At 70.0% G+C, this 20392-nt stretch carries 14 protein-coding genes, 1 tRNA gene and 1 other RNA gene; 8 read left to right on the top strand and 8 right to left on the bottom strand.

The window, feature by feature from the left end; all coding sequences use genetic code 11:
- Positions 1-210 precede the first annotated feature (210 nt).
- An RNA gene (gene rnpB, locus CITRI_RS18475) (RNase P RNA component class A) lies at positions 211-603 on the top strand.
- Positions 604-673: 70 nt separating this feature from the next.
- On the opposite strand, the gene CITRI_RS0110855 is transcribed toward rnpB, so the two are convergent.
- Positions 674-2557, bottom strand: a complete 1884-nt coding sequence (locus CITRI_RS0110855) for a BCCT family transporter (RefSeq protein WP_010144829.1) — start codon at positions 2555-2557, stop codon at positions 674-676.
- Positions 2558-2979: 422 nt separating this feature from the next.
- On the opposite strand from CITRI_RS0110855, the gene CITRI_RS0110850 reads away from it, so the two are divergent.
- Positions 2980-4434, top strand: a complete 1455-nt coding sequence (locus CITRI_RS0110850; RefSeq protein WP_010144828.1) for a glyceraldehyde-3-phosphate dehydrogenase — start codon at positions 2980-2982, stop codon at positions 4432-4434.
- Between the two features lie 84 nt (positions 4435-4518).
- Here CITRI_RS0110850 and CITRI_RS0110845 read toward each other — a convergent pair whose 3' ends face one another.
- The 7 genes from CITRI_RS0110845 to orn all read right to left on the bottom strand — a co-directional run bounded on the left by CITRI_RS0110845 (position 4519) and on the right by orn (position 11505).
- The gene (locus CITRI_RS0110845) at positions 4519-5343 is read right to left on the bottom strand and encodes a CPBP family intramembrane glutamic endopeptidase (protein WP_010144827.1); all 825 of its coding nucleotides are present in this window, start codon (positions 5341-5343) and stop codon (positions 4519-4521) included.
- 10 nt (positions 5344-5353) lie between these two features.
- Positions 5354-5962, bottom strand: coding sequence for a peptide deformylase (gene def / locus CITRI_RS0110840; protein ID WP_010144826.1), 609 nt, complete (start codon positions 5960-5962; stop codon positions 5354-5356).
- Between the two features lie 111 nt (positions 5963-6073).
- Positions 6074-7606, bottom strand: a complete 1533-nt coding sequence (locus CITRI_RS0110835) for an MFS transporter (RefSeq protein ID WP_010144825.1) — start codon at positions 7604-7606, stop codon at positions 6074-6076.
- A 75-nt stretch (positions 7607-7681) separates the two neighbouring features.
- A complete protein-coding gene (locus CITRI_RS0110830; RefSeq protein ID WP_010144823.1) occupies positions 7682-9223 on the bottom strand; it encodes an MFS transporter in 1542 nt (513 codons plus the stop codon).
- 46 nt (positions 9224-9269) lie between these two features.
- Positions 9270-10508: an amidohydrolase gene (locus CITRI_RS0110825; RefSeq protein WP_010144821.1), complete on the bottom strand. Its 1239-nt coding sequence runs from the start codon at positions 10506-10508 to the stop codon at positions 9270-9272.
- A 273-nt stretch (positions 10509-10781) separates the two neighbouring features.
- A tRNA-His gene (locus CITRI_RS0110820) sits at positions 10782-10857 on the bottom strand.
- A gap of 78 nt (positions 10858-10935) precedes the next feature.
- Complete coding sequence (gene orn / locus CITRI_RS0110815; RefSeq protein ID WP_010144820.1) at positions 10936-11505, bottom strand: oligoribonuclease; 570 nt, start codon at positions 11503-11505, stop codon at positions 10936-10938.
- Between the two features lie 126 nt (positions 11506-11631).
- Here orn and mptB (CITRI_RS0110810) point away from each other — a divergent pair, with 126 nt between their 5' ends.
- The 6 genes from mptB (CITRI_RS0110810) (at position 11632) to CITRI_RS0110785 (ending at position 20367) form a co-directional block, all read left to right on the top strand.
- Complete coding sequence (gene mptB / locus CITRI_RS0110810; protein WP_010144819.1) at positions 11632-13224, top strand: polyprenol phosphomannose-dependent alpha 1,6 mannosyltransferase MptB; 1593 nt, start codon at positions 11632-11634, stop codon at positions 13222-13224.
- The gene (gene mptB, locus CITRI_RS19660; RefSeq protein WP_050813661.1) at positions 13221-15044 is read left to right on the top strand and encodes a polyprenol phosphomannose-dependent alpha 1,6 mannosyltransferase MptB; all 1824 of its coding nucleotides are present in this window, start codon (positions 13221-13223) and stop codon (positions 15042-15044) included. Before mptB (CITRI_RS0110810) ends, mptB (CITRI_RS19660) begins: the two co-directional genes overlap by 4 nt.
- Positions 15045-16472 carry a glycosyltransferase family 87 protein gene (locus CITRI_RS0110800; RefSeq protein ID WP_010144817.1) on the top strand — a complete coding sequence of 476 codons (1428 nt, stop codon included), beginning with the start codon at positions 15045-15047 and terminating at the stop codon, positions 16470-16472. It abuts the gene before it with no gap.
- A 411-nt stretch (positions 16473-16883) separates the two neighbouring features.
- Positions 16884-19094, top strand: a complete 2211-nt coding sequence (gene katG / locus CITRI_RS0110795; RefSeq protein ID WP_010144816.1) for a catalase/peroxidase HPI — start codon at positions 16884-16886, stop codon at positions 19092-19094.
- Between the two features lie 291 nt (positions 19095-19385).
- Positions 19386-19796 carry a four-helix bundle copper-binding protein gene (locus CITRI_RS0110790; protein WP_010144815.1) on the top strand — a complete coding sequence of 137 codons (411 nt, stop codon included), beginning with the start codon at positions 19386-19388 and terminating at the stop codon, positions 19794-19796.
- Between the two features lie 136 nt (positions 19797-19932).
- Positions 19933-20367, top strand: a complete 435-nt coding sequence (locus CITRI_RS0110785; RefSeq protein WP_010144813.1) for a DUF302 domain-containing protein — start codon at positions 19933-19935, stop codon at positions 20365-20367.
- Positions 20368-20392: the final 25 nt, after the last annotated feature.

Here is a 20392-nt window from a genome sequence, read left to right as displayed (position 1 = left end):
ACGGCGGCCAGGGTGCCCATCACCGTGAGGCGCTCTCCGGCGAGCGTGGGCAGGAACAGGGAACTGAGCTCCATCGGGGCGCCGGAGCTGGGAGCGGTCTTGCCCTCGGAGGGCGGCAGCAGGATGAGCACCCGAACAGCCTAGCCACCGGGCGGGGAGGGCCGCCGCCACGACGTGGGGGCGGGCGTGGCGGTAGACTGGGTGGCCGGGACAGGCCGGTGGACGGTCGCAGGGCATCGCGTGCGATGCCGTGAGGAACGTCCGGGCACCACAGGGCAGGATGGTGGGTAACGCCCACTCGGGGTGACCCGCAGGACAGTGCCACAGAAAGCAGACCGCCCGCACGGTGGGTGCGTGCACCCACGGTGCGGGTAAGGGTGAAAGGGTGGTGTAAGAGACCACCAGCGGTCCGGGTGACCGGGCCGGCTCGGTAAACCCCATCCGGTGCAAGGCCGAACAGGATGCGTTCGCAGGGCTGCCCGCCCGAGCATCCGGGTTGGCCGCTCGAGCCCGTCGGCAACGGCGGGCCTAGATGGATGGCCGTCACCGTGACGCGGGCAACCGGTCACGGCACAGAACCCGGCGTACAGCCGGCCTGTCCCACCCCCGGCGAGGGCCGGCGTCGTTCCCCAGAAGGGGAGACGACGCCGGCCCTCGCCGCTGTCTGGCCCCGCTACCGGTCCTCCCGCTCCTGCCGGTGTCCAGGGTGGGCTGCATCGGCCGGGGACGGATCCTCCTCCGGGGCCGGGATCGGGGCGTCCAGGCGGTCGGGCACGCCGTCGTGGTCGGCATCGCGGGGTCGCGCCGCCTGGATGGCGATGGCCTCCGTCACGAGGCCGAACCCGCTGTCCGGGTGCTTCTCCACGGCGATGGAGACCGAGTCCTCGAGGACCTGGCGGGCGATCCTGTCCTGCAGCATCAACGGGTCCCGGCGCAGGTCCTTCCAGATCGCCACGCACAGCAGCAGCATGACCAGGACGAACGGCAGTGCCGAGACGATCGTGATGTTCTTGATGCCGTTGAGTGCCTCGGCGGGCTCATCACCGCCGGCCAGCAGCATGGCCGCGGCCGCGCCCCCGACGGCCAGTCCCCAGAAGATGATCACCTTGCGGGAGGGGTCCGTGGTGCCCCGCTCGCTCAGGGTGCCCATGACGATCGAGGCCGAGTCGGCGCCGGTGACGAAGAAGATGGCGATCAGGAGCACCGTGATGCCGGTGACGATGAGCGTGAGCACCTGGTTCATCGGCAGCGCGCCGAGCATGTCGAACAGGATCAGGTCGAAGTTGATGTCCGGTGCCCCGTCCACGATGGACGCGAGCTGGGCGCCCGTGTCCCCGGCCTGCTCGGCGCGCTCCTGGATGCCGATCGCGCCACCGCCGAAGACGGTGAACCACACCAGGGAGACCGCCGAGGGAACGAGCAGCACGCCCACCACGAACTGGCGGATGGTGCGGCCCCGGGAGATGCGGGCGATGAACATCCCGACGAACGGGGTCCAGGACACCCACCAGGCCCAGTAGAAGATCGTCCAGGTGCCCAGCCACTCCTGCATCGTCTGGTCACCCGAACCGGTGCGGGAGGCCATCACCGGCAGGTCGTTGATGAAGCTGCCGACGGCGTTGGGGAGGATGTTGAGCACGAACAGCGTGGGTCCCAGTATGAAGACCAGCACCGCCAGGAGCAGGGCCAGCACCATGTTGATGTTGGACAGCCACTGGATGCCGCGGGCGATACCGGACACGGCCGAGGCCACGAAGGCCAGGGTGAGGACCCCGATGACCATCACGAGGATCGCCGTGGTGGCCTGTTCGATGACCCCGGCCGACTGGAGACCGCCGCCGATCTGCATGGCGCCCAGGCCCAGGGAGCAGGCGGAACCGAACAGCGTGGCCAGGATGGCCAGGACGTTGATGACCCTCCCGCCCCAGCCGTTGACCGCCTTCTCCCCGAACAGCGGGGTGAACATGGAGGAGAACAGCTGGCTGCGGCCCAGCCGGAAGGTGCCGTAGGCGATCCCGAGGCCGACCACGGCGTACATGGCCCACGGGTAGATCGTCCAGTGGAACAGCGTGGTGCCCATGGCGACCCCGGCAGCCTCGGGGGTCTGGCCCTCCACGGTCCCCGGGGGCGGCGCCATGTAGAAGTACAACGGTTCACCCACGCCGTAGAACACCAGGCCGATGCCCATGCCGGTGGCGAACATCATGGAGATCCAGGAGACCGTCCTGAACTCCGGTTTCTCCTCGTCCTGGCCGAGGTTGATGCGCCCGAAGCGGCTGAACGCCACCACGATCACGAAGACCGCGAACACCGTGGCGGCGATGACGAAGAGCCAGCCGGTGTGCGTGATGGTCCAGCTCAGGGCGTCGGCGGAGAAGGACCCCAGGGAGTCCGACCCGATGAATCCCCACAGCACCATGGCCAGGGCGACGGTGCCCGCGATGCCGAAGACCCAGGGATCGATCCCCGTGGCCCGGTCGGTGCGGCGCGGTGGCCGCCTCCGTCTCTCCCTCAATTCGTTGACCAGGTCTGCCGTTGACTGTGTCTCATGGCTCATGTGGCGTCTCCGGGGCCCGTCGGCCCCGGCCCTCCTCTCGAGAGTGATGCACGCGTGGCGCGACGTGTGGAAGGTCCGCGTGTCACGGATGGCGCGACTGACTGCACCTTATCCCCTGACCGGTCCGCAGGTCAGTGGCGCGGTCCTGCGGATATGGACCGCGTCCGCCGGTCCCACCGTGCCCGGCGCGGAACCGGCCCTTGGCCCGCAGTGGCCCACGCCACAGGGTCGGCGCGCCCTCCACATGGCTACATGCGGAACCGGGGTGGTGCGGAAACACTAGACTGGGTCCGGCCGTATACCGACCGGGTACGGCAGGCCGGACGGGCCGTGACCGTCTCCACTACCGGGTGCCCACCGGCGCCCGTGCAGCGACAGCGCAGTCGCCCCCTGGAGGCAGGGGCTTGAGGGAAGGACCTACCGTGGCAGAAGAGACCACCGGAATCGCGCAGGACCAGCGCGCCGCCTGGAACAACCGGGAGGAACTGGCCGAGAAGATGGTTCCGCTGATCGGCACGTTGTACCGGGACAACAACGTGATCACCAGCATCTACGGCCGCCAGCTCGTCCACAAGGGCGTCATCGACATCATCAAGGCACACCGCTACGCCCGGCAGATCGACGAGTCCGTCCTGCCCGTCGAGGACACCTTCCCGATCGTCGAGGCCATGGCGGGGATGAACCTCGGCGCCGCCTCCGTGGACCTGGCCAAGCTGGCCAACAAGTACAAGGAGACCGGGGGAGACCTGCAGTCCTTCCTGGACGCCGAGCTGGCCGAGGTCGCCGGCAAGGGCGGCGAGGGCCTGCACGAGCCCACCGACGTGGTCCTCTACGGCTTCGGCCGGATCGGCCGCCTGCTGGCCCGCATCATCCTCTCCCACGAGGGAGGTGGCTCCTCGCTGCGCCTGCGCGCCGTCGTGGTGCGGAAGAACTCCGACAACGACCTGGTCAAGCGCGCCTCCCTGCTGCGCCGCGACTCCATCCACGGACCCTTCGAGGGCACCATCACCGTGGACGAGGAGAACAACACCATCACCGCCAACGGCACCGTGATCCAGGTGATCTACTCCAACGACCCGGCCAGCATCGACTACACCGCGTTCGGTATCAAGGACGCGATCGTGGTGGACAACACCGGCCGCTGGCGTGACGAGGAGGGCCTCGGCCAGCACCTGAAGTCCAAGGGCGTCGCCAAGGTCCTGCTCACCGCACCGGGCAAGGGCGACATCAAGAACATCGTCTTCGGTGTCAACACGGACGACATCACCGAGCAGGACACCATCCTCTCGGCCGCCTCCTGCACCACCAACGGCATCACGCCGGTGCTCAAGATCATCAACGACGAGTACGGCATCGACCACGGCCACGTGGAGACCGTGCACGCCTACACCAACGACCAGAACCTCACGGACAACTTCCACAAGGGTTCGCGCCGCGGCCGCGCCGCGGGCCTGAACATGGTGCTCACCGAGACCGGTGCCGCCAAGGCCGTGGCCAAGGCCCTGCCCGAGCTCAAGGGCAAGCTCTCCGGCAACGCCATCCGCGTGCCCACCCCGAACGTCTCCATGGCCATCCTGAACCTGGAACTGGAGAAGGAGACGTCCGTCGAGGAGCTCAACGCGCACCTGCGCAACGAGTCCCTGACCGGTGCACTGCGCGCCCAGATGGACTACATCCACTCCCCGGAGATCGTCTCCTCGGACTTCGTCGGCTCCAACCGCGCCGGCATCGTCGACGGCCTGGCCACCATCGTCAACGACGGCAAGAACGCCATCGTCTACGTCTGGTACGACAACGAGTTCGGCTACTCCTGCCAGGTCGTCCGGGTCATCGAGAAGATGGCCGGGGACGCGGTGCCGGTCCTGCCCCGGGACTGACCACGGCCTGACCCGACCCCACGGCGGTCGGTCGCCTCCCGGCACGACGGAGGCGACCGGCCGCCGTCGTGCCGTCCGGGGCCGTCAGTAGACGAAGATGCGCAGCGTGTCCGGGTTGTGGGCGTGCACGATCGCCAGGAACACGACGACGTCGAAGAGCAGGTGGACGACCACCACGTAGGTCAGGTTGCGGGTGCGGTTGAAGATCCATCCCTGCAGCAGCGCGAACGGGACGGTCAGCAGCGGACCCCACGACCGGTAGCCCAGTTCCCACAGGAACGACACGAAGACCATCGCCTGCAGGACGTTCGCCGTCCACAGCCCGAAGTGCCGGCGGAGCAGGGCGAAGCAGGTGCAGATGAAGAACAGCTCGTCCCACAGGCCGACGAAGTTCACGCCCACGAAGAACCGGGCCAGCTCGGAGGTCTCCTGCACGTGCGGCCAGTTCTGGTAGCTGCCGGAGTGGATGAAGTAGGCCGGCAGGATCGCCCAGCCCAGGACCGGTACCGCGATCACGTAGGACCACTGCACCCTGGTCCACGCGGTGCCGGTGCGCCACGGGAAGACGATCACGCGGCGGCGCAGCCAGAACCGGTCCAGCAGCAGCGGCACGGCCACTGCGGCGGTGAGCACCGCGCCGAGGAGGAAGAACCGGTCCCAGCGCAGGTCGGCCTCCACCGAGGTGGTGCTGACGATGGCGATGCCCGCCCCGATGAGGGTCAGGTCCCGCCCGAGCCCGGCGTCCACCCGCCAGGCGAGCAGGACGCTGAGCACGAGCAGGGCATGGCCCCAACCGGGGAGCAGGAACGCGAAGAGCACCACCGCGGAGGCACAGACACCGGCGGCCGCGGCCAGTCCCCACGGCGAGGCGCGGGTGCGGTCGACGAAGGCTGGCGCTGCGGAGGGCATGCAGACGAGACTACGGTGTCTGCTGGTCGTCCTCGGTGACGTCGTCGTGGCCGAAGGGGTCGCGGTCGGTGCCCGGCAGCCAGGTGTTCCCGGGCACGGTCCAGCCCTCGCGGCGCAGGCTCTTCTTCCACCGGCGGGTCCACTTGCCGTTGAGCCGGTTGATGTAGAGGTACCCGTCGAGGTGGTCGTACTCGTGCTGCATGACGCGGGCGAACCAGCCGGTGGCCTCGAAGTCGATCTCGTGGCCGTCCACGTCCTGGCCGGTGAGGCGGACATGGTCGGAACGCTTGAGCGGGAAGCTGTAACCGGGGACGGACAGGCAGCCCTCGGACTCCTCGTCCGGGTCCGGGTCCTCCTGGGAGGTCCTCCCGATGCGCGTCAGGACCGGGTTGATCACGTGACCGCGTGGTGGTGCCTCACCGGAGTCCTCGAAGGTCCAGGTGAAGATGCGCAGTCCGACGCCGACCTGGGGCGCCGCGAGCCCCACGCCGCGTGCGGCGTCCTGGGTCTCGAACATGTCCTCGACGAGGGTCCTGATCTGCGCGTCGACCGCCGTGACCTCCGATGCCCGGCGGTGCAGGACCGGCTCGCCGTGGATGGTGATCGGACGGATGGTCATGGTGGCGGGGCTCCTTCTGGGACGAGAACGCGGTCCAGTCTATCCGCGTCCCGGGCCCCTCCGGTCCGTGTCCGGGCCGGGTCCGGCACCCGCCGGGACCGGCACCCGGCGTCAGTTGCCGATCGGCGGCGGGGCCACGTCCTGGCGCGGGGCCCGGGCCGACTCCTGCACGTGGCTCACCTCGACCTGTTCCTTCGGGATGGTGAGGATGATGGACACGAGCGCGACGCTGACCATGAAGACGTTGAACAGCAGGCCGATCGCCCCGCCGAACCGCAGGGCGACGTTGTCCTGGTTGCCGATGAACAGGCCCCAGGACTGGATGATGACCGGATCCACCCCGCGCCCCGCCGCGTACAGCGTGGCGGAGATGGCCACTCCCATGGCGTTGCCCAGCGAGGAGGCCATCTTGTAGATGCCGCCGGCCGCGCCGCCCTCGCTGAGCGGCACGGATGCCATGGCGGTGTCCAGGGACGGGGTCGCGTAGAAGCCCAGGCCGATGCCGAACAGGGTGAACCCGATGACGGTCAGCACCACGTACTGCTCGAGCAGCAGGAAGGTCATGGAGCACATCAGGATGCCGGCCCCCGTGATGACGGCACCCCAGATCATCGGCTTGCGCGGGCCGAAGCGCTGCAGCAGCTTCTCACCCACGCGGATGGTCGCCAGGATGGCCGCCAGGTAGCCGATGGTCAGGGTCCCGGCCTGCAGCGCGGTCCAGCCGGAGGCCATCTGCACCAGTCCCAGCACCACGATCAGCGTGCCGGCCGCACTGTTGAGCAGGAAGTTGGACAGGACCGCCCCGGAGAAGGCCCGGTCCCGGAACAGCTGCAGGTTGATGAACGTCTGCTTCTGGCGCGTCTCGATCCGGAGGAAGGTGATGGCGGCGATCACCGTCAGCGCCAGCAGGCCCAGTCCGACCGGGCTAGTCCAGCCGATGGTGGGGCCCTGTGAGATGTAGACGTTGATGGCCAGCAGGGCCACGACGAAGGTGATCATCCCGGCCCAGTCGAAGCCCGCGTGCGTCCCGGCCTCGGCCCGGGACTCCGGCGTGCCGCGAACCAGCAGCAGGGCGGTGACGGCCACGATGATGGACAACCAGAAGATCGAGCGCCAGCCGAGGGCGGTGAACGCCATGAACCCCCCGAACAACGAGCACAGCCCGGACCCGCCCCACGTGCCGATCGAGAAGAAGGACATGGCCCGCTGCCGGTCCCTGCCGTCGTAGTAGGTCTTCAGCAGGGCCAGCGCCGCCGGCATGATGCACGCGGTGGACAGTCCCTGCAGGATCCGTCCGCCCAGCAGCAGGGACGTGGTGACAGCGCCCAGGTCCACCGGGGTCAGGGCGATGGCCAGCGATCCCAGGATGCTCAGGTAGATGCCGGTGCGCAGCAGTCTCATCCGGCCGAGCCGGTCCGCCAGCTTCCCGGCGACCACGATGAAGATCCCGGAGAACAGGGAGGTGATGGACACCGCCAGGTTGGCCAGGGTGGGGGGGACCCCCAGCTCGTCCTGGATGCCCGGGATCACGTTGAGCAGCGTCTGCGCGAACAACCAGAAGGTGATGACCGACAGCACGATCCCCAGCAGGAAGCGGTCCGTGGGTTTCCAGACCGCCGCCGTCGATGCCGTTGTGGTGGACACGAGGACCTCCGTCGTCTCAGCGGACCCAGGACGTCCCCGGTGTCCTCGCCCCGCGCGCCCCGTGCGCCGGGAGCCTCAGTTGCCGATCGGCGCCGGGGGCACGTCCTTGCGCTCCGCGCGCTCGGCGGCCCGCGCCTCGGCCTCCCGTTGTGCCTCGGTCGGCACGGTCAGGATGATCGAGGCGATGGCCACCACGACCATGAACACATTGAACAGCAGGCCGATCGCACCGCCGAAGCGCAACGCCACGTTGTCCTGGTTGCCGATGAAGAAGCCCCAGGACTGGATCATGGCCGGGTCCACGGCCTGGCCGGCGACGTAGAGCGCCGCGGAGATGGCCACGCCGATCGCGTTGCCCAGCGAGGAGGCCATCTTGTAGATGCCCGAGGCCGCCCCGACCTGGTTGTCCGGCACGTTGGACAGCGCCGCGTCCGTGGACGGGGTGGCGTAGAAGCCCAGGCCGATGCCGAACAGGGTGAAGCCGATGACCGTCAGGACGATGTACTGCTCGATGAGCAGGAAGGTCATGGAGCACATCAGGATGCCGACACCGGTGATCATGCTGCCCCAGAGCATGGGCTTGCGGGGGCCGAAGCGCTGCAGCAGCTTCTCGCCCACGCGGATGGTCGCCAGGATGGCCACCAGGTAGCCGATGGTCAGCAGGCCGGACTCCAGGGCGCTCATGCCGGCGGCGACCTGGACCAGGCCGAGGGCCACGATCAGCGTGCCGGCGGCGCCGTTGAGCAGGAAGTTCGAGAGCGTGGCGCCGGTGAAGGTGCCGTTCCTGAACAGATTCAGGTCGATGAACGGAGCACCCTGGTGCACCTCGATCTGCAGGAACACCAGTCCGGAGACGACGGCCGCCACGACCAGCGCGACGCCGGTGAGGCTCAGCCAGCCGATGTTCGGTCCCTGGGAGATGTAGACGTTGATGGCCACGAGCATGATGATGAACGCGATCAGCCCGCCCCAGTCGAAGCGGCGGTAACCGCCCTCGGGGGCCTGGGCCTTGGACTCCGGGGTACCGCGCAGCAGCAGCAGCGAGGCGAAGGAGACGATGATCGACAGCACGAAGATCGACCGCCAGCCCAGTGCGGTGGTGGCCATGAAGCCGCCGAACAGGGAGCACAGCCCGGAGCCGCCCCAGGAGCCGATCGACCAGAACGACAGCGCTCGCTGGCGGTCCTTGCCCTCGTAGAACTGCTTGATCAGGGCCATCGAGGAGGGCATGATGCACGCCGCGGACAGTCCCTGGACCACGCGCCCGCCCAGCAGCAGGGCGGAGGTCAGGCCGCCGGCGTCCTCGGGGGTGAGCACGATGAGCAGGGAGCCGAGGATGCCCAGCCAGATGCCGACGAGCAGGATCCTGGTCCGGCCGATCCGGTCGGCCAGGCTGCCGGCCACCACGATGAAGATCCCGGAGAACAGGGAGGTGATGGACACCGCCAGGTTGGCGATGGTGGCCTCGATGCCCAGTGCGTCCCGGATGCCGGGGATGACGTTGAGCAGGGTCTGGGCGAACAGCCAGAACGTGACGACGGCCAGGACGATGCCCGTCAGCCAGCGGTCGTTCGGCGTCCAGGCCGTGGTGGCGGGTGTGGTGGACGTGACGGACATGCGAGATCTCCCTCGTCTGGAATGTCTCCGTGGTGTGACGGTGCTGCTAGGCGGACCGGTCCCGTGGGGTCAGGTAGGCCAGGGCCGCGACGGCCTGGGCACGGGTGCCGATCGCCAGGGTCGGGTCGATGGCCGGGGCGAAGAAGGGTGAGTGGTTGGCGGGGATGTCCGAGGAGACGGTGCCGGCGTCCACGGCGGCACGGTACCTCTCGGGCGGCACGGAGCCCACGAACCAGTAGGCGTAGGGAACGCCGAAGGCGTCCGGGATGCGGCTGAAATCCTCGGAGGCGGTGTAGGGCTGGGTGTCGAACACGGCGTCCGCCCCGAAGTGCCCGGTCAGTGCGGCGGTCACCGTGGCGTGGGTGCCGGTGTCGTTGGAGGTCAGCGGGAACTGGTCGTAGTACTCGAACTCGGGGTCCCGGGGTGAGCCGGCCGCGGCGCACTCACCGCGCACGATCCGTTCGATCGCGGCCATGATCCTCTCGCGCAGCGCGGTGTCGTAGGTGCGCAGGTTCAGCAGCAGCTCGCCGCGGTCCGGGATGATGTTGGACTTCGATCCCGCGTTGGAGGCACCCACGGTCACCACGGCGAACTGCCCGGGCTGGGTCTCGCGGGAGACGATGGTCTGCAGGCGCAGCACGATCGCGGCGCACAGGACCACCGGGTCCACGGCGTTGTGCGGCATGGACCCGTGGGCCCCGCGGCCGAACACGGTGATCCTGAGGGAGTCCCCGGCCGAGAGCACCGGCCCCGGGGCGGTGCCGATCGTCCCCGCCGCGAAGGGCATGACGTGCTGGGACAGCGCCACGTCCGGCCGGGGCAGCTTCTCCACCAGTCCGTCGTCCAGCATGGCCTGCGCACCGGCGGCGTTCTCCTCGGCCGGCTGGAACAGGGCGATGTAGGTGCCGGACCAGGCCTCGCGGTTCTCGCTGAGCAGGCGGAGCGCGCCGAGCAGGGCGGCGACGTGCATGTCGTGTCCGCAGGCGTGCATGACCCCGTCCACCGTGGAGGCGTAGTCGAGTCCGGTGTCCTCGGTGACCGGCAGGGCGTCGATGTCGGCGCGGGACAGGACGGTGGGCCCGGTCCCGTTCTCCAGCACGCCCACGACGCCGGTCCCGCCGATCCGCTGTGCGGCCACTCCCAGCCCGGCCAGCTCGGACTCGATCCGCTCTGCGGTCCGGTGCTCCTGCAGGCTCAGCTCGGGGTGGCGGTGCAGGTCCCGGTACAGCTGCCGCTGCCACTCGAGTTGGCTCTCGAGGTCGTCCAGGAAGGAATAGACGGGCATCGTTGCTCCTCGGTCAGCGCGGTCTGACTGCGCGGTGACGAGGGTGAACCGACCCCTGACACCGGGAAGTTCGCTACGGGACCAACATAGGACTTCCCGCGAGTGTCCGTCCATGACGTGCGTCTCCGGTGGATGTCTCTTTCGTCTCACGAGGCTCTGCCCGCACCGGAGGGGGCCTGTGGCCGTGGATCGGCGGCGAGCGGCGCCGGGCGATGCCCGGAGGAAGGACGACGAAGGCCCGGTGCGGAGGAATCCTCCGCACCGGGCCTGCACTGGGGTGAGTAACGGGGCTTGAACCCGCGACCTTCTGGACCACAACCAGACGCTCTACCAGCTGAGCTATACCCACCATGCCTGGCCGGTGGAACCGACCGTGACAGCGCGTTCCATAATACACGCTTTCCGGGGTGCTGTGTGCACCGGCGGATCAGGACTGGACCGTGTCCAGTCCGGCGGCGATCTTCTGGGCCGTCCTGGAGTCCGGGCCCGGGGCCGGGACCATGATGGCGGACCGGTAGTAGCGCAGCTCGTTGATGGAGTCCACGATGTCCCCGAGGGCGCGGTGACCGCCGGTCTTGGCCGGAGCCTGGAAGTAGGCCTTGGGGTACCAGCGGCGGGCGAGCTCCTTGATCGTGGACACGTCCACGATCCGGTAGTGCAGGTGATCCGTGATCGCCGGCAGGTCGCGCGTGAGGAACAGCTTGTCCTGGCCCACCGAGTTCCCGGCCAGCACCGCCTTGCCCGGGTCCGGGCAGTGCTCGGTGATGTACGCCAGGCACGCCTCGGACGCCTCGGCGAGGGAGACTCCGCCGGGAAGCTGCTCGAGCAGTCCGGAGGAGGTGTGCATGTCCCGCACGAACGGGACCATCTGGTCCAGGGCCTCCTGCGGGGGCCGGATGACGATGTCCACGCCCTCACCGAGCACGTTGAGCTCGGCGTCGGTCACCAGGACGGCGATCTCCACCAGGGCGTCCGCCACCGGGTCCAGTCCGGTCATCTCACAATCGATCCACACGAGGTTCTCTGCTGTCGCTGCCACGCGTCCCACAGTAGCCCCACGGCCGGTGGTAGTTTGTGGAGGGCCCTGCAGACGGCCCGCCCAGCACGGAAGGACGCCGCCCCGATGAGCGTGCCCAGCACCGGGACGCCCCCGGCCCCGGCCCGATGGACCGGCATCGTGTGGATCCCGGTGCTCATCGGCCTCGTCGGCTCGCTGGCCGTCATGGCCGGTTCGCTGTCCGTCGGATGGCTCGCCTCCGCCTCGCCGGTCAACCGCTGGGGCTGGCTCATCCCGTGGCGGACCACCGAGTCCGGGGTCATCACCGGGACCGTGGTCATGACCGCCGGTTGCTGGCTGATGTTCTGGGGCTGGCTGCGGCTGGGCAAGGTGCTGCGGCCGTTCGGCCCGGGCGCCCTGCGCATCGTCACCCTGTCCACGGCGCTCTGGACCTTGCCGCTGCTGGCCTGCCTGCCGATCTTCTCCCGGGACATCTTCGCCTACATCGGCCAGGGCCGGCTCATGCTGGCCGGCCGGGACCCCTACGAGGACGGCATCTCCACCCTGTCGAACTGGTTCCAGCTCGGCGCGGACACCACCTGGGCGGAGACGGACACCCCCTATGGGCCGGTGTTCCTGTGGATCGAGCAGTTCGTCATGGCGGTGACCGGCCCCGACGACCCGGATGCCGCGATCTTCCTGTTCCGCCTGGCCGCCGTGGCCGGCGTCGTGCTCATCATGGTCTACGTGCCCCGGCTCGCCCGCCTGCTGGGCACCAACCCCGCCCGGGCCCAGTGGATCACCGTGGCCAACCCGCTGTTCCTGATCAGCTTCGTGGCCTCCGGCCACAACGACGCCCTGATGGTGGGCCTGGCCCTGGCCGGCGTCTGGTACGCCGCCACGGGCCGGGGACTGCTCGGCGTGCTGTTCGTGACCGCCTCCCTCGGCATCAAGCCGATCACCATGGTGCTGCTGCCGTTCATCGGCCTGCTGTGGGCCGGCCGCGGCGCCAGCTGGGCCCGGCGGTTCGGCTACTGGTTCCTGACGGCCGGGATCGCCGGGGCCCTGATGGTGGTGGTGGGCTGGCTCAGCGGCTTCGGCTTCGGCTGGCTGGGCGTGATGCTGGAGACCGGCACCGGCTCCGTGCCGTGGTCGCCCATCGGCATCATGGCCGAGGCCACCCGGGTGGTCCTCGGTTCGCTGGGCATCCCCGACCAGTGGGTCCTGGACGCGTTCAAGACCGGTGGCAGGCTGCTGTCCATCCTGATCGTCGTCTGGCTGATGTTCCGCGGCCGGCACGAGCACCTGATGCAGCGCATGACCTGGGCCTTCACCGCACTGGTGGTGCTGTCCCCGATCATCCAGCCCTGGTACCTGCTCTGGCTGCTGCCGTTCTTCGCGGTGATCGGCATCCGCAGCGACTGGCAGCTGAAGTGGGTCATCTTCACGGTCGCCTTCTTCGTGGCGTTCGGGGCCGCCGACCAGCTCTTCGTCTGGCAGTTCCTGGGGATCGAGGACCAGCTCAAGCACCTGGCCACCCTGCTGTCCTGGGCCTGCATGGTGTGGATCCTGTTGCTCGACCCGTGGACGAGCTCGGTGATGAAGGAGGAGTGGCACCTGCGCCCGGCCGCGCGCGCCTTCCTGGCCCGGTTGCGGGGCCGCCGCCCGGCCGCGCCGCAACCGCAGGAGACCCGGCGGACGGGATCGACCGCTTCGTGAACGCCGACGACCACCACCCGGGCCTCCCCGCGCGCCCGGCGTCGCTGGACCGGCTGCGGGGACGGCTCGGGACGCTCCGGGCCACGCGCTGGCTGATCGGCGGGGCCGACGAGGACACCACCCTCTCACTGCGGCAGGGCCTGACCGGGTCGGTCATGATCATGGTCGGCTCCTGGGGCGTGGGCTGGCTGGCCAGCACGCCCACCTCCCTGTTCGCCCGGACCACGCTCCTCAACCCCCTGCGGGTCGAACCGGCCGGGGTGATCGCGTGCGCCGTGCTGCTGGTGCTGGGCTCCCTGCTGCTGGTGCGGGCCTGGTTGCGGCTGGGCCAGCGGCTCGAGGGACGGTGGACCGGGTCCCGGGACGTGGTGGTGCGCGCGACCTGGCTGTGGGCCGCGCCCCTGATGCTGGCGTTCCCGGTGTTCTCGCGGGACGTCTACTCCTACCTCGGCCAGGGCCGGCTGCTGCACGCCGGGCTGAACCCGTACGAGGACTGGATCTCGGAGCTGCCCGGTTGGTTCATGCAGGGTGCGGACTCGATCTGGGCGGAGTCACCCTCGCCCTACGGCCCGCTCTTCCTGCTCATCGCCCGCGCGGTCTGGTTCCTCACGGGGGGCAGCCCCGAGCCGGCCTTCCTGCTGTTCCGCGGGGTCTCCGTGCTCGGCCTGGGCCTGTGCCTGTGGGCCGTGCCCCGGCTGGCCCGCCGCTTCGGCACCCCGCCCGGCTGGGCCACGTGGGTCTCGATCGCCAATCCGCTGTTCGCGCTCTACATGATCGCCGGCATCCACAACGACGCCCTGATGGTCGGGCTGCTGCTGTGCGGTTTCGTCCTGCTCGGCCCGGACTCCTCACGGGCCCGCGCTCTCGGCGGACTGGTCCTGGTCTCGCTGTCCATCGCGATCAAGCCGCTCACGCTGATCGCGCTGCCCTTCGCCGGGCTGCTCCTGCTGCGCGGCACCCACCAATCGGGGGTGCACCGGACCACGCCGACCGGTGGCGCCGCCGGGCCGGCCGGTTCCCCCGGGGTCGGTGGCCCGGAGCCCGACGGCGGCCGGGCCGGGACGCCCGGCTGGGGGGAGCGGGCCCGGGCCTGGGCCGGATGCCTGGCCGTGACCGCGGTGGTGCTGGCCGCCGTCGGGGGTCTGACCGGGCTGTGGTTCGGCTGGGTGCCGGCCATGCTCACCTCCGGGGGCGCGGCGTTCCCCTATGCCCCCTTCGGCCTGCTGGGACTCGGGATCGGCTGGGTGGCGGACTCGGTGACGGGCGTCGACGCGCGGGCCGCGGCTGACGTCGTCTATGCCGCGGGCAAGGTGCTGGCCATGGGGCTGACCGCCTGGCTGGCCCTGACCCGGCGCCCCGTCAACCCCGTGCTGGCCACCGGCCTGGCGCTGTCGGCGGCCGTGCTCCTGGCCCCGATCATCCAGCCCTGGTACCTGCTGTGGGTGCTGCCGATGTTCGCGGTGGTCCACCGCTGGCGGGGCTGGCCGCTCTGGACGCTCTACCTGGTCGTCATGGTGCTGGTGGCGATCGGGGTGGTGGACCAGTTGTCCGTGGCCCAGTGGATCTCCCTGCTCTGGGTGCGGATCATCACCGGGGCCGTGGGCGCGGCCTATATGGTGTTCATCGTCTTCCTGGACCCGAAGACCTCGACCCTGTTCCCGTTCACCGGCCGCCGGCGGACCCGCCGGTCGGACCCCGGCCGGCGGGGTGCGATCAGTGCGCCGGTCCACGCCCCCGGCAGGGTCCCCCGCAGCGCCCCGAAACCATCCGCCGGGACCCGCCCCACCGGTGCGGCCCCCGAGAACTCCCAGGAGACCTGAGTGAGCAAGACCCGACCCGTGCAGCCCGACCGTGGTGGGGGCCGGACGCCGTCCCGCGGCCCCGCGTTCCCGGGCAGTCCCGCCGCCCGCGCCGACGGCCCGGACCGGCGCGTGCTGGTGGTGCTGGTCCTCGCCACGCTGCTGGCCGGCGTGGTGGCACTGCTGTCCAAGCAATGGTGCCGGATCAACGGCTGGGAGGCCCCCGGGGTGCACGTCCACATGTGCTACTCGGACTTCGGGCAGCTGTTCCCGACCCGCGGGCTGGCAGAGGGGTACTTCCCGTTCTACACCCCGCTGCCGGAGGAGCAGTGGATGGAGTACCCGGCGCTGCTGGCCGTGGTGGCCGGGGTGACGTCGTGGTTCGTGCCGGCCCAGGGGACCCTGCTGGAGCGGACCGTCACCTACTTCGACGTCAACGCCGTGGGCGCCCTGCTGTGCTGGCTCGTGGTGGTCATCGCGACGGCCTACACCGCGCGCGGCCGGTCCAAGGACGCCCTGATGGTGGCCGTGGCGCCCGGGATCATCCTCACCTCGTTCCTGAACTGGGACCTGTGGGCCGTCATGCTCGCGGCCCTCGGGCTGTGGCTGTGGTCCCGGAACCATCCCGTGCTGGCGGGCCTGGTGCTCGGGCTGGGGGCGGCGATGAAGCTGTACCCGCTGTTCTTCTTCGGCGCCATCCTGGTCCTGTGCTGGCGGACCGGCCGGCTCCGGGTGTTCTTCGCGTCGCTCGCCGCCGGCGTGGCGGCCTGGCTGGCGGTCAACGTCCCGTTCATGCTCACCGCCTTCGACCAGTGGAGCCGGTTCTACACCTTCTCCGGGGACCGTGAGGTGTCCTTCTCCTCGCTCTGGCTGGCCTTCACCTGGACCGGTTGGTCGGGGGAGGCCTTCTCCCTGATCTCGAACGGCTTGTTCGCGCTGTGCTGCCTGGGCGTCGCCTGGCTCGGGCTGTCGGCACGGACCCGGCCCAGGATGGCCCAATTGTGCCTGCTGATCGTGGCCGCGTTCCTGCTGCTGGGCAAGGTGTACTCCCCGCAGTTCGTGATGTGGCTGATCCCGCTGGTGGTCCTGGCCCGCCCGGACTGGAAGCAGTTCTGGATCTGGCAGGCGGCGGAGGCCTACCACTGGGGCGGGGTCTGGATGGAGTCCGCCCGGATCACCTCCGACGGCGCGTTCGGCGGCGGGGCCCTGTGGATCCCGCTCTGGTACGGCTCCGGGATCGTGCTGCACATGGCCGCCGTGATCTGGATCTGCGTCTCGGTGATCCGGGACATCCGCCATCCCGAGCGAGACCTGGTCCGGCGGTCCGCGCCGGAGGGGTTGCCGCCCGAGCAGGCCCGCGCCTACGACCCCTCCGCGGGGGTGCTGGCCATGGAACCGGACCGGTTCCTGCTGCCACCCGCGGGTCGAGGACCGGTCCGGGCCGGCTGATCCCGTGCGGTTGCGTGCCATCGCATCCCGGGCCGCCGCCGGCGCGGCCGCGACTGCTTGACGGCCCCCCGGACGGCCACGACAATTCGGGGTGTGGTGGCGCGATCGGATGACCGGTCGCGTCACTGGGGCCCTCGTCGGCCGGCCGGACCGCGGTGAACGGGAGGAACACCGTGTGCGCCCCCCGCGCCGGCATCGCCCCGCTCGTCGACGCCATCCGTTCCCCAGGCCTCCTCCCGCCGTCCCTTCGGGTCCGTGGATGTCGTCCCGTCGACCGAAGGATCCCGGCGCCGGGAGGCGCTCCAGGATCCCGGCCTCTGCATAGACCACTCCGGCGCTCCCCGCGGAGCCGACGCCCCGGATGTCAGGGGGCGGTTCCTTCCGGCTCTGCCAGCCCGAAAGGAAGATCCCATGTCCACGACCCCCGATGCGTCCGTTCACGGCAGCGAGAGCGAGAACCCGGTCATCGATGCGCCCACCCCCGTGCGGCACCGTCCGCGGACCATCCAGGACTGGTGGCCGGACCACCTGGACCTGGGCGTGCTGCGCAAGCACTCGAGGACGACCGACCCGCTGGGCGGTGACTTCGACTACGCACGCGAGTTCTCGGGCCTCGACGTCGAGGAGCTCAGACGCGACCTGACCGAGCTCATGACCAGCTCCCAGGACTGGTGGCCCGCTGACTTCGGCCACTACGGCGGACTGTTCATCCGGATGAGCTGGCACTCCGCGGGCACCTACCGGATCGCCGACGGCCGCGGTGGCGCCGGCGACGGGGCCCAGCGGTTCGAGCCCCTGAACAGCTGGCCGGACAATGCCAACCTGGACAAGGCGCGGCGCCTGCTCTGGCCCATCAAGCAGAAGTACGGCCGGAAGCTCTCCTGGGCCGACCTGCTGGTCCTGGCCGGGAACGTGGCTCTGGAGTCTATGGGCTTCAAGACCTTCGGCTTCGCCTTCGGGCGTCAGGACGTGTGGGAGCCCGAGGAGATGTTCTGGGGGCCGGAGGACACCTGGCTGGGGGACGAGCGGTACGCCGGTGACCGCGAGCTCTCCGGCCCGCTGGCCGCGGTGCAGATGGGACTCATCTACGTCAATCCCGAGGGGCCCAACGGCAACCCGGACCCGGTGGCCGCGGCCCGCGACATCCGGGAGACCTTCGGCCGCATGGCCATGAACGACGAGGAGACCGTCGCGCTGATCGCCGGCGGGCACACCTTCGGCAAGACCCACGGCGCCGGACCGGCCGACCAGGTGGGCCCCGAGCCGGCGGCCTGCCCGGTGTCCGCGCAGGGTCTGGGGTGGATGAGCTCCTATGGCTCCGGCAAGGGCGCCGACGCGATCACCAGCGGCCTGGAGGTCACCTGGACCAGCACCCCCACGCAGTGGGGCAACGGCTTCTTCGGCAACCTCTTCGGCCATGAGTGGGAACTGACCACGAGCCCGGCCGGGGCCCACCAGTGGGTGGCCAAGGACGCGCCGGAGACCGTCCCGGACGCCCACGACCCGGACAGGAAGCACCGGCCCACCATGCTGACGACCGACCTCGCACTGCGCAGCGACCCGGTGTACGAGAAGATCTCCCGTCGCTACCACGAGCACCCGGAGGAGTTCGCCGAGGCGTTCGCCAAGGCCTGGTACAAGCTGCTGCACCGGGACATGGGTCCCGTCTCCCGGTACCTGGGTCCGTGGGTCCCCGAACCGCAGTTGTGGCAGGACCCGGTGCCGGAGGTGGACCACGAACTGATCGGCGACGAGGACGTGGACCGTCTGAAGGCGGCCGTCCTGGAGTCCGGGCTGACGGTGCCCCAACTGGTCTCCACGGCGTGGGCCTCCGCCGCCAGCTTCCGGAGCACCGACCACCGGGGCGGGGCCAACGGCGCCCGCCTCCGCCTGGAGCCGCAGCGCGACTGGGCGGTCAACGAACCGGACCGGCTGGCCGAGGTGTTGCGCGTCCTCGAGGGGATCCAGCAGGAGTTCAACGCGTCCCGGTCCGACGGGACGAGGGTCTCGCTGGCCGACCTGATCGTCCTCGGCGGCTGCGCGGCCGTCGAGCAGGCGGCGCGCGGTGCCGGTCACGAGGTCCGGGTCCCGTTCCACCCGGGGCGTACCGACGCCACCCAGGAGCAGACCGACGTCGCCTCCTTCGCCGTGCTGGAACCGGAGGCCGACGGCTTCCGCAACTTCCGCGCGCCCGGGACGGAACTGTCACCCGAGACCCTGCTCGTCGACCGTGCCTACATGCTGAACCTGTCGGCGCCGGAGATGACGGTGCTGGTGGGGGGACTGCGGGTCCTGGGCGCCAACCACGGCCAGTCACCCCATGGCGTCCTCACCGACCGCCCCGGGACCCTGAGCAACGACTTCTTCGTCAACCTGCTCCGGACCGGCATGGAGTGGAGGGCCTCGGAGTCCGACGAGGAGGCCTTCGAGATCCGGGACCTCGGCGAGGACGAGGTCAGGTGGACCGCCACGGCCGCAGACCTGGTCTTCGGTTCCCACTCCCAGTTGCGCGCCATCTGCGAGGTCTACGCCGCGGACGACGCCCCGGAGAAGTTCGTGCGCGACTTCGCGGCGGCCTGGTCCAAGGTCATGGAGCTCGACCGGTTCGACCTCCACCGATGACCGGGCGGTCGCCCGGTCCCGGCCCGGTGGTGTGAAGGATCCATCAAGACCCGGTCCGGGTGTGGTGGCCGGGAGCACCGTCGGCTTCGTCCCAGCATCCCCGCTGGCACGGAAGGGCGATGTGATGACGACGCTGAGCCGGTACCCGGCCCGGTTGCAGCGCGAGGCATGACTGGAAACCATCACGGTTCAGTCCTTCAACCCGCCCCGGGTCGCGGTCTACGGTCGGAGGCATGGGTGACCGGCTCGGGCCGGATCGTCCGGCCGAGTGGACCGATACAGGAGGATGTCATGACCCACCACGTGAGCTCGATGCTGCAGACCTACCCGAAGGACCTGGGTGCCATTGACCGGCAGAGGCTGGCGGAGTGCATCGAGGCCTGTTTCGAGTGTGCCCAGACGTGCACGGCATGTGCGGATGCGTGCCTGGCCGAGGACATGGTCGCGGACCTGAGGCAGTGCATCCGGCTCAACCTGGACTGTGCCGATCTCTGCGCCGTCACGGGCCGGGTGCTGTCGCGGCAGACCGGGACCAACGCGGAGACCGTCCGGGCCCTGCTCGAGGCCTGCCGCGCGGCGTGCAAGGGATGCGGGGACGAGTGCGCCTCCCACGCGGACATGCACGAGCACTGCAGGGTCTGCGCCGAGGCCTGCCGCCGGTGCGAACAGGCCTGCGCGGACCTGTTGGCGACCCTCGGTTGACGGGGCCGGGTGGCTGCGGCGGACCGGTGGCCACCACGACGACGGGACCGGACGGGGCCTATGCGAACCGGCCGTGTCCCGCTGATTGACGGCCGGGCCACACCCGGCCGATCGTTATGACGAGAAGAAGTGACCGATGGGCTACACCCATGCCATCACCGTCGACCTGTCCTACGAGGACGCCGTCGAGCGCACTCGCGAGGCACTTTCCGACCAGGGTTTCGGCATCCTGACCGAGATCGACGTCCGGGCCACGTTCGAGAAGAAGCTGGGGGCCGAGGCCGCCGAGGCCGTCGGCGACTACGTGATCCTGGGTGCCTGCAACCCCGGTCTGGCCAGCAAGGCCCTGGCGGCCGAACCGGAGATGGGAGCGCTCCTGCCGTGCAACGTGGTCGTCCGCCGCGCCGCCGGCGCGGGGGCGACCACGGTGGAGGCCATCGACCCCCAGACCATGGTCACCCTGAGCGGGAGCGGTCCCGTCCAGGAGGTGGCCGACGATGCCGGCACCCGGCTGCGGTCCGTGTTGGAGTCCCTGCGCCACCACGACGGGGGCCTGCAGGGCACCCCGTAGGGGACGGAACCACACGAGCGAGGAG

The sequence above is a fragment of the Citricoccus sp. CH26A genome (genome assembly GCF_000224415.1).
GTDB lineage: Bacteria > Actinomycetota > Actinomycetes > Actinomycetales > Micrococcaceae > Citricoccus.
The sequence above is the reverse complement of the archived record's forward strand: the minus strand, read 5'-3'. Positions and strand labels throughout refer to the sequence as shown.

Coding starts and splice junctions, on each gene's coding strand:
- CITRI_RS0110855 (WP_010144829.1), bottom strand. CDS start 2,557: ATGAGCCATGAGACACAGTCAACGGCAGACCTGGTCAACGAATTGAGG.
- CITRI_RS0110845 (WP_010144827.1), bottom strand. CDS start 5,343: ATGCCCTCCGCAGCGCCAGCCTTCGTCGACCGCACCCGCGCCTCGCCG.
- def (WP_010144826.1), bottom strand. CDS start 5,962: ATGACCATCCGTCCGATCACCATCCACGGCGAGCCGGTCCTGCACCGC.
- CITRI_RS0110830 (WP_010144823.1), bottom strand. CDS start 9,223: ATGTCCGTCACGTCCACCACACCCGCCACCACGGCCTGGACGCCGAAC.
- CITRI_RS0110825 (WP_010144821.1), bottom strand. CDS start 10,508: ATGCCCGTCTATTCCTTCCTGGACGACCTCGAGAGCCAACTCGAGTGG.
- orn (WP_010144820.1), bottom strand. CDS start 11,505: ATGACCGGACTGGACCCGGTGGCGGACGCCCTGGTGGAGATCGCCGTC.
- mptB (WP_010144819.1), top strand. CDS start 11,632: ATGAGCGTGCCCAGCACCGGGACGCCCCCGGCCCCGGCCCGATGGACC.
- katG (WP_010144816.1), top strand. CDS start 16,884: ATGTCCACGACCCCCGATGCGTCCGTTCACGGCAGCGAGAGCGAGAAC.
- CITRI_RS0110790 (WP_010144815.1), top strand. CDS start 19,386: ATGACCCACCACGTGAGCTCGATGCTGCAGACCTACCCGAAGGACCTG.
- CITRI_RS0110785 (WP_010144813.1), top strand. CDS start 19,933: ATGGGCTACACCCATGCCATCACCGTCGACCTGTCCTACGAGGACGCC.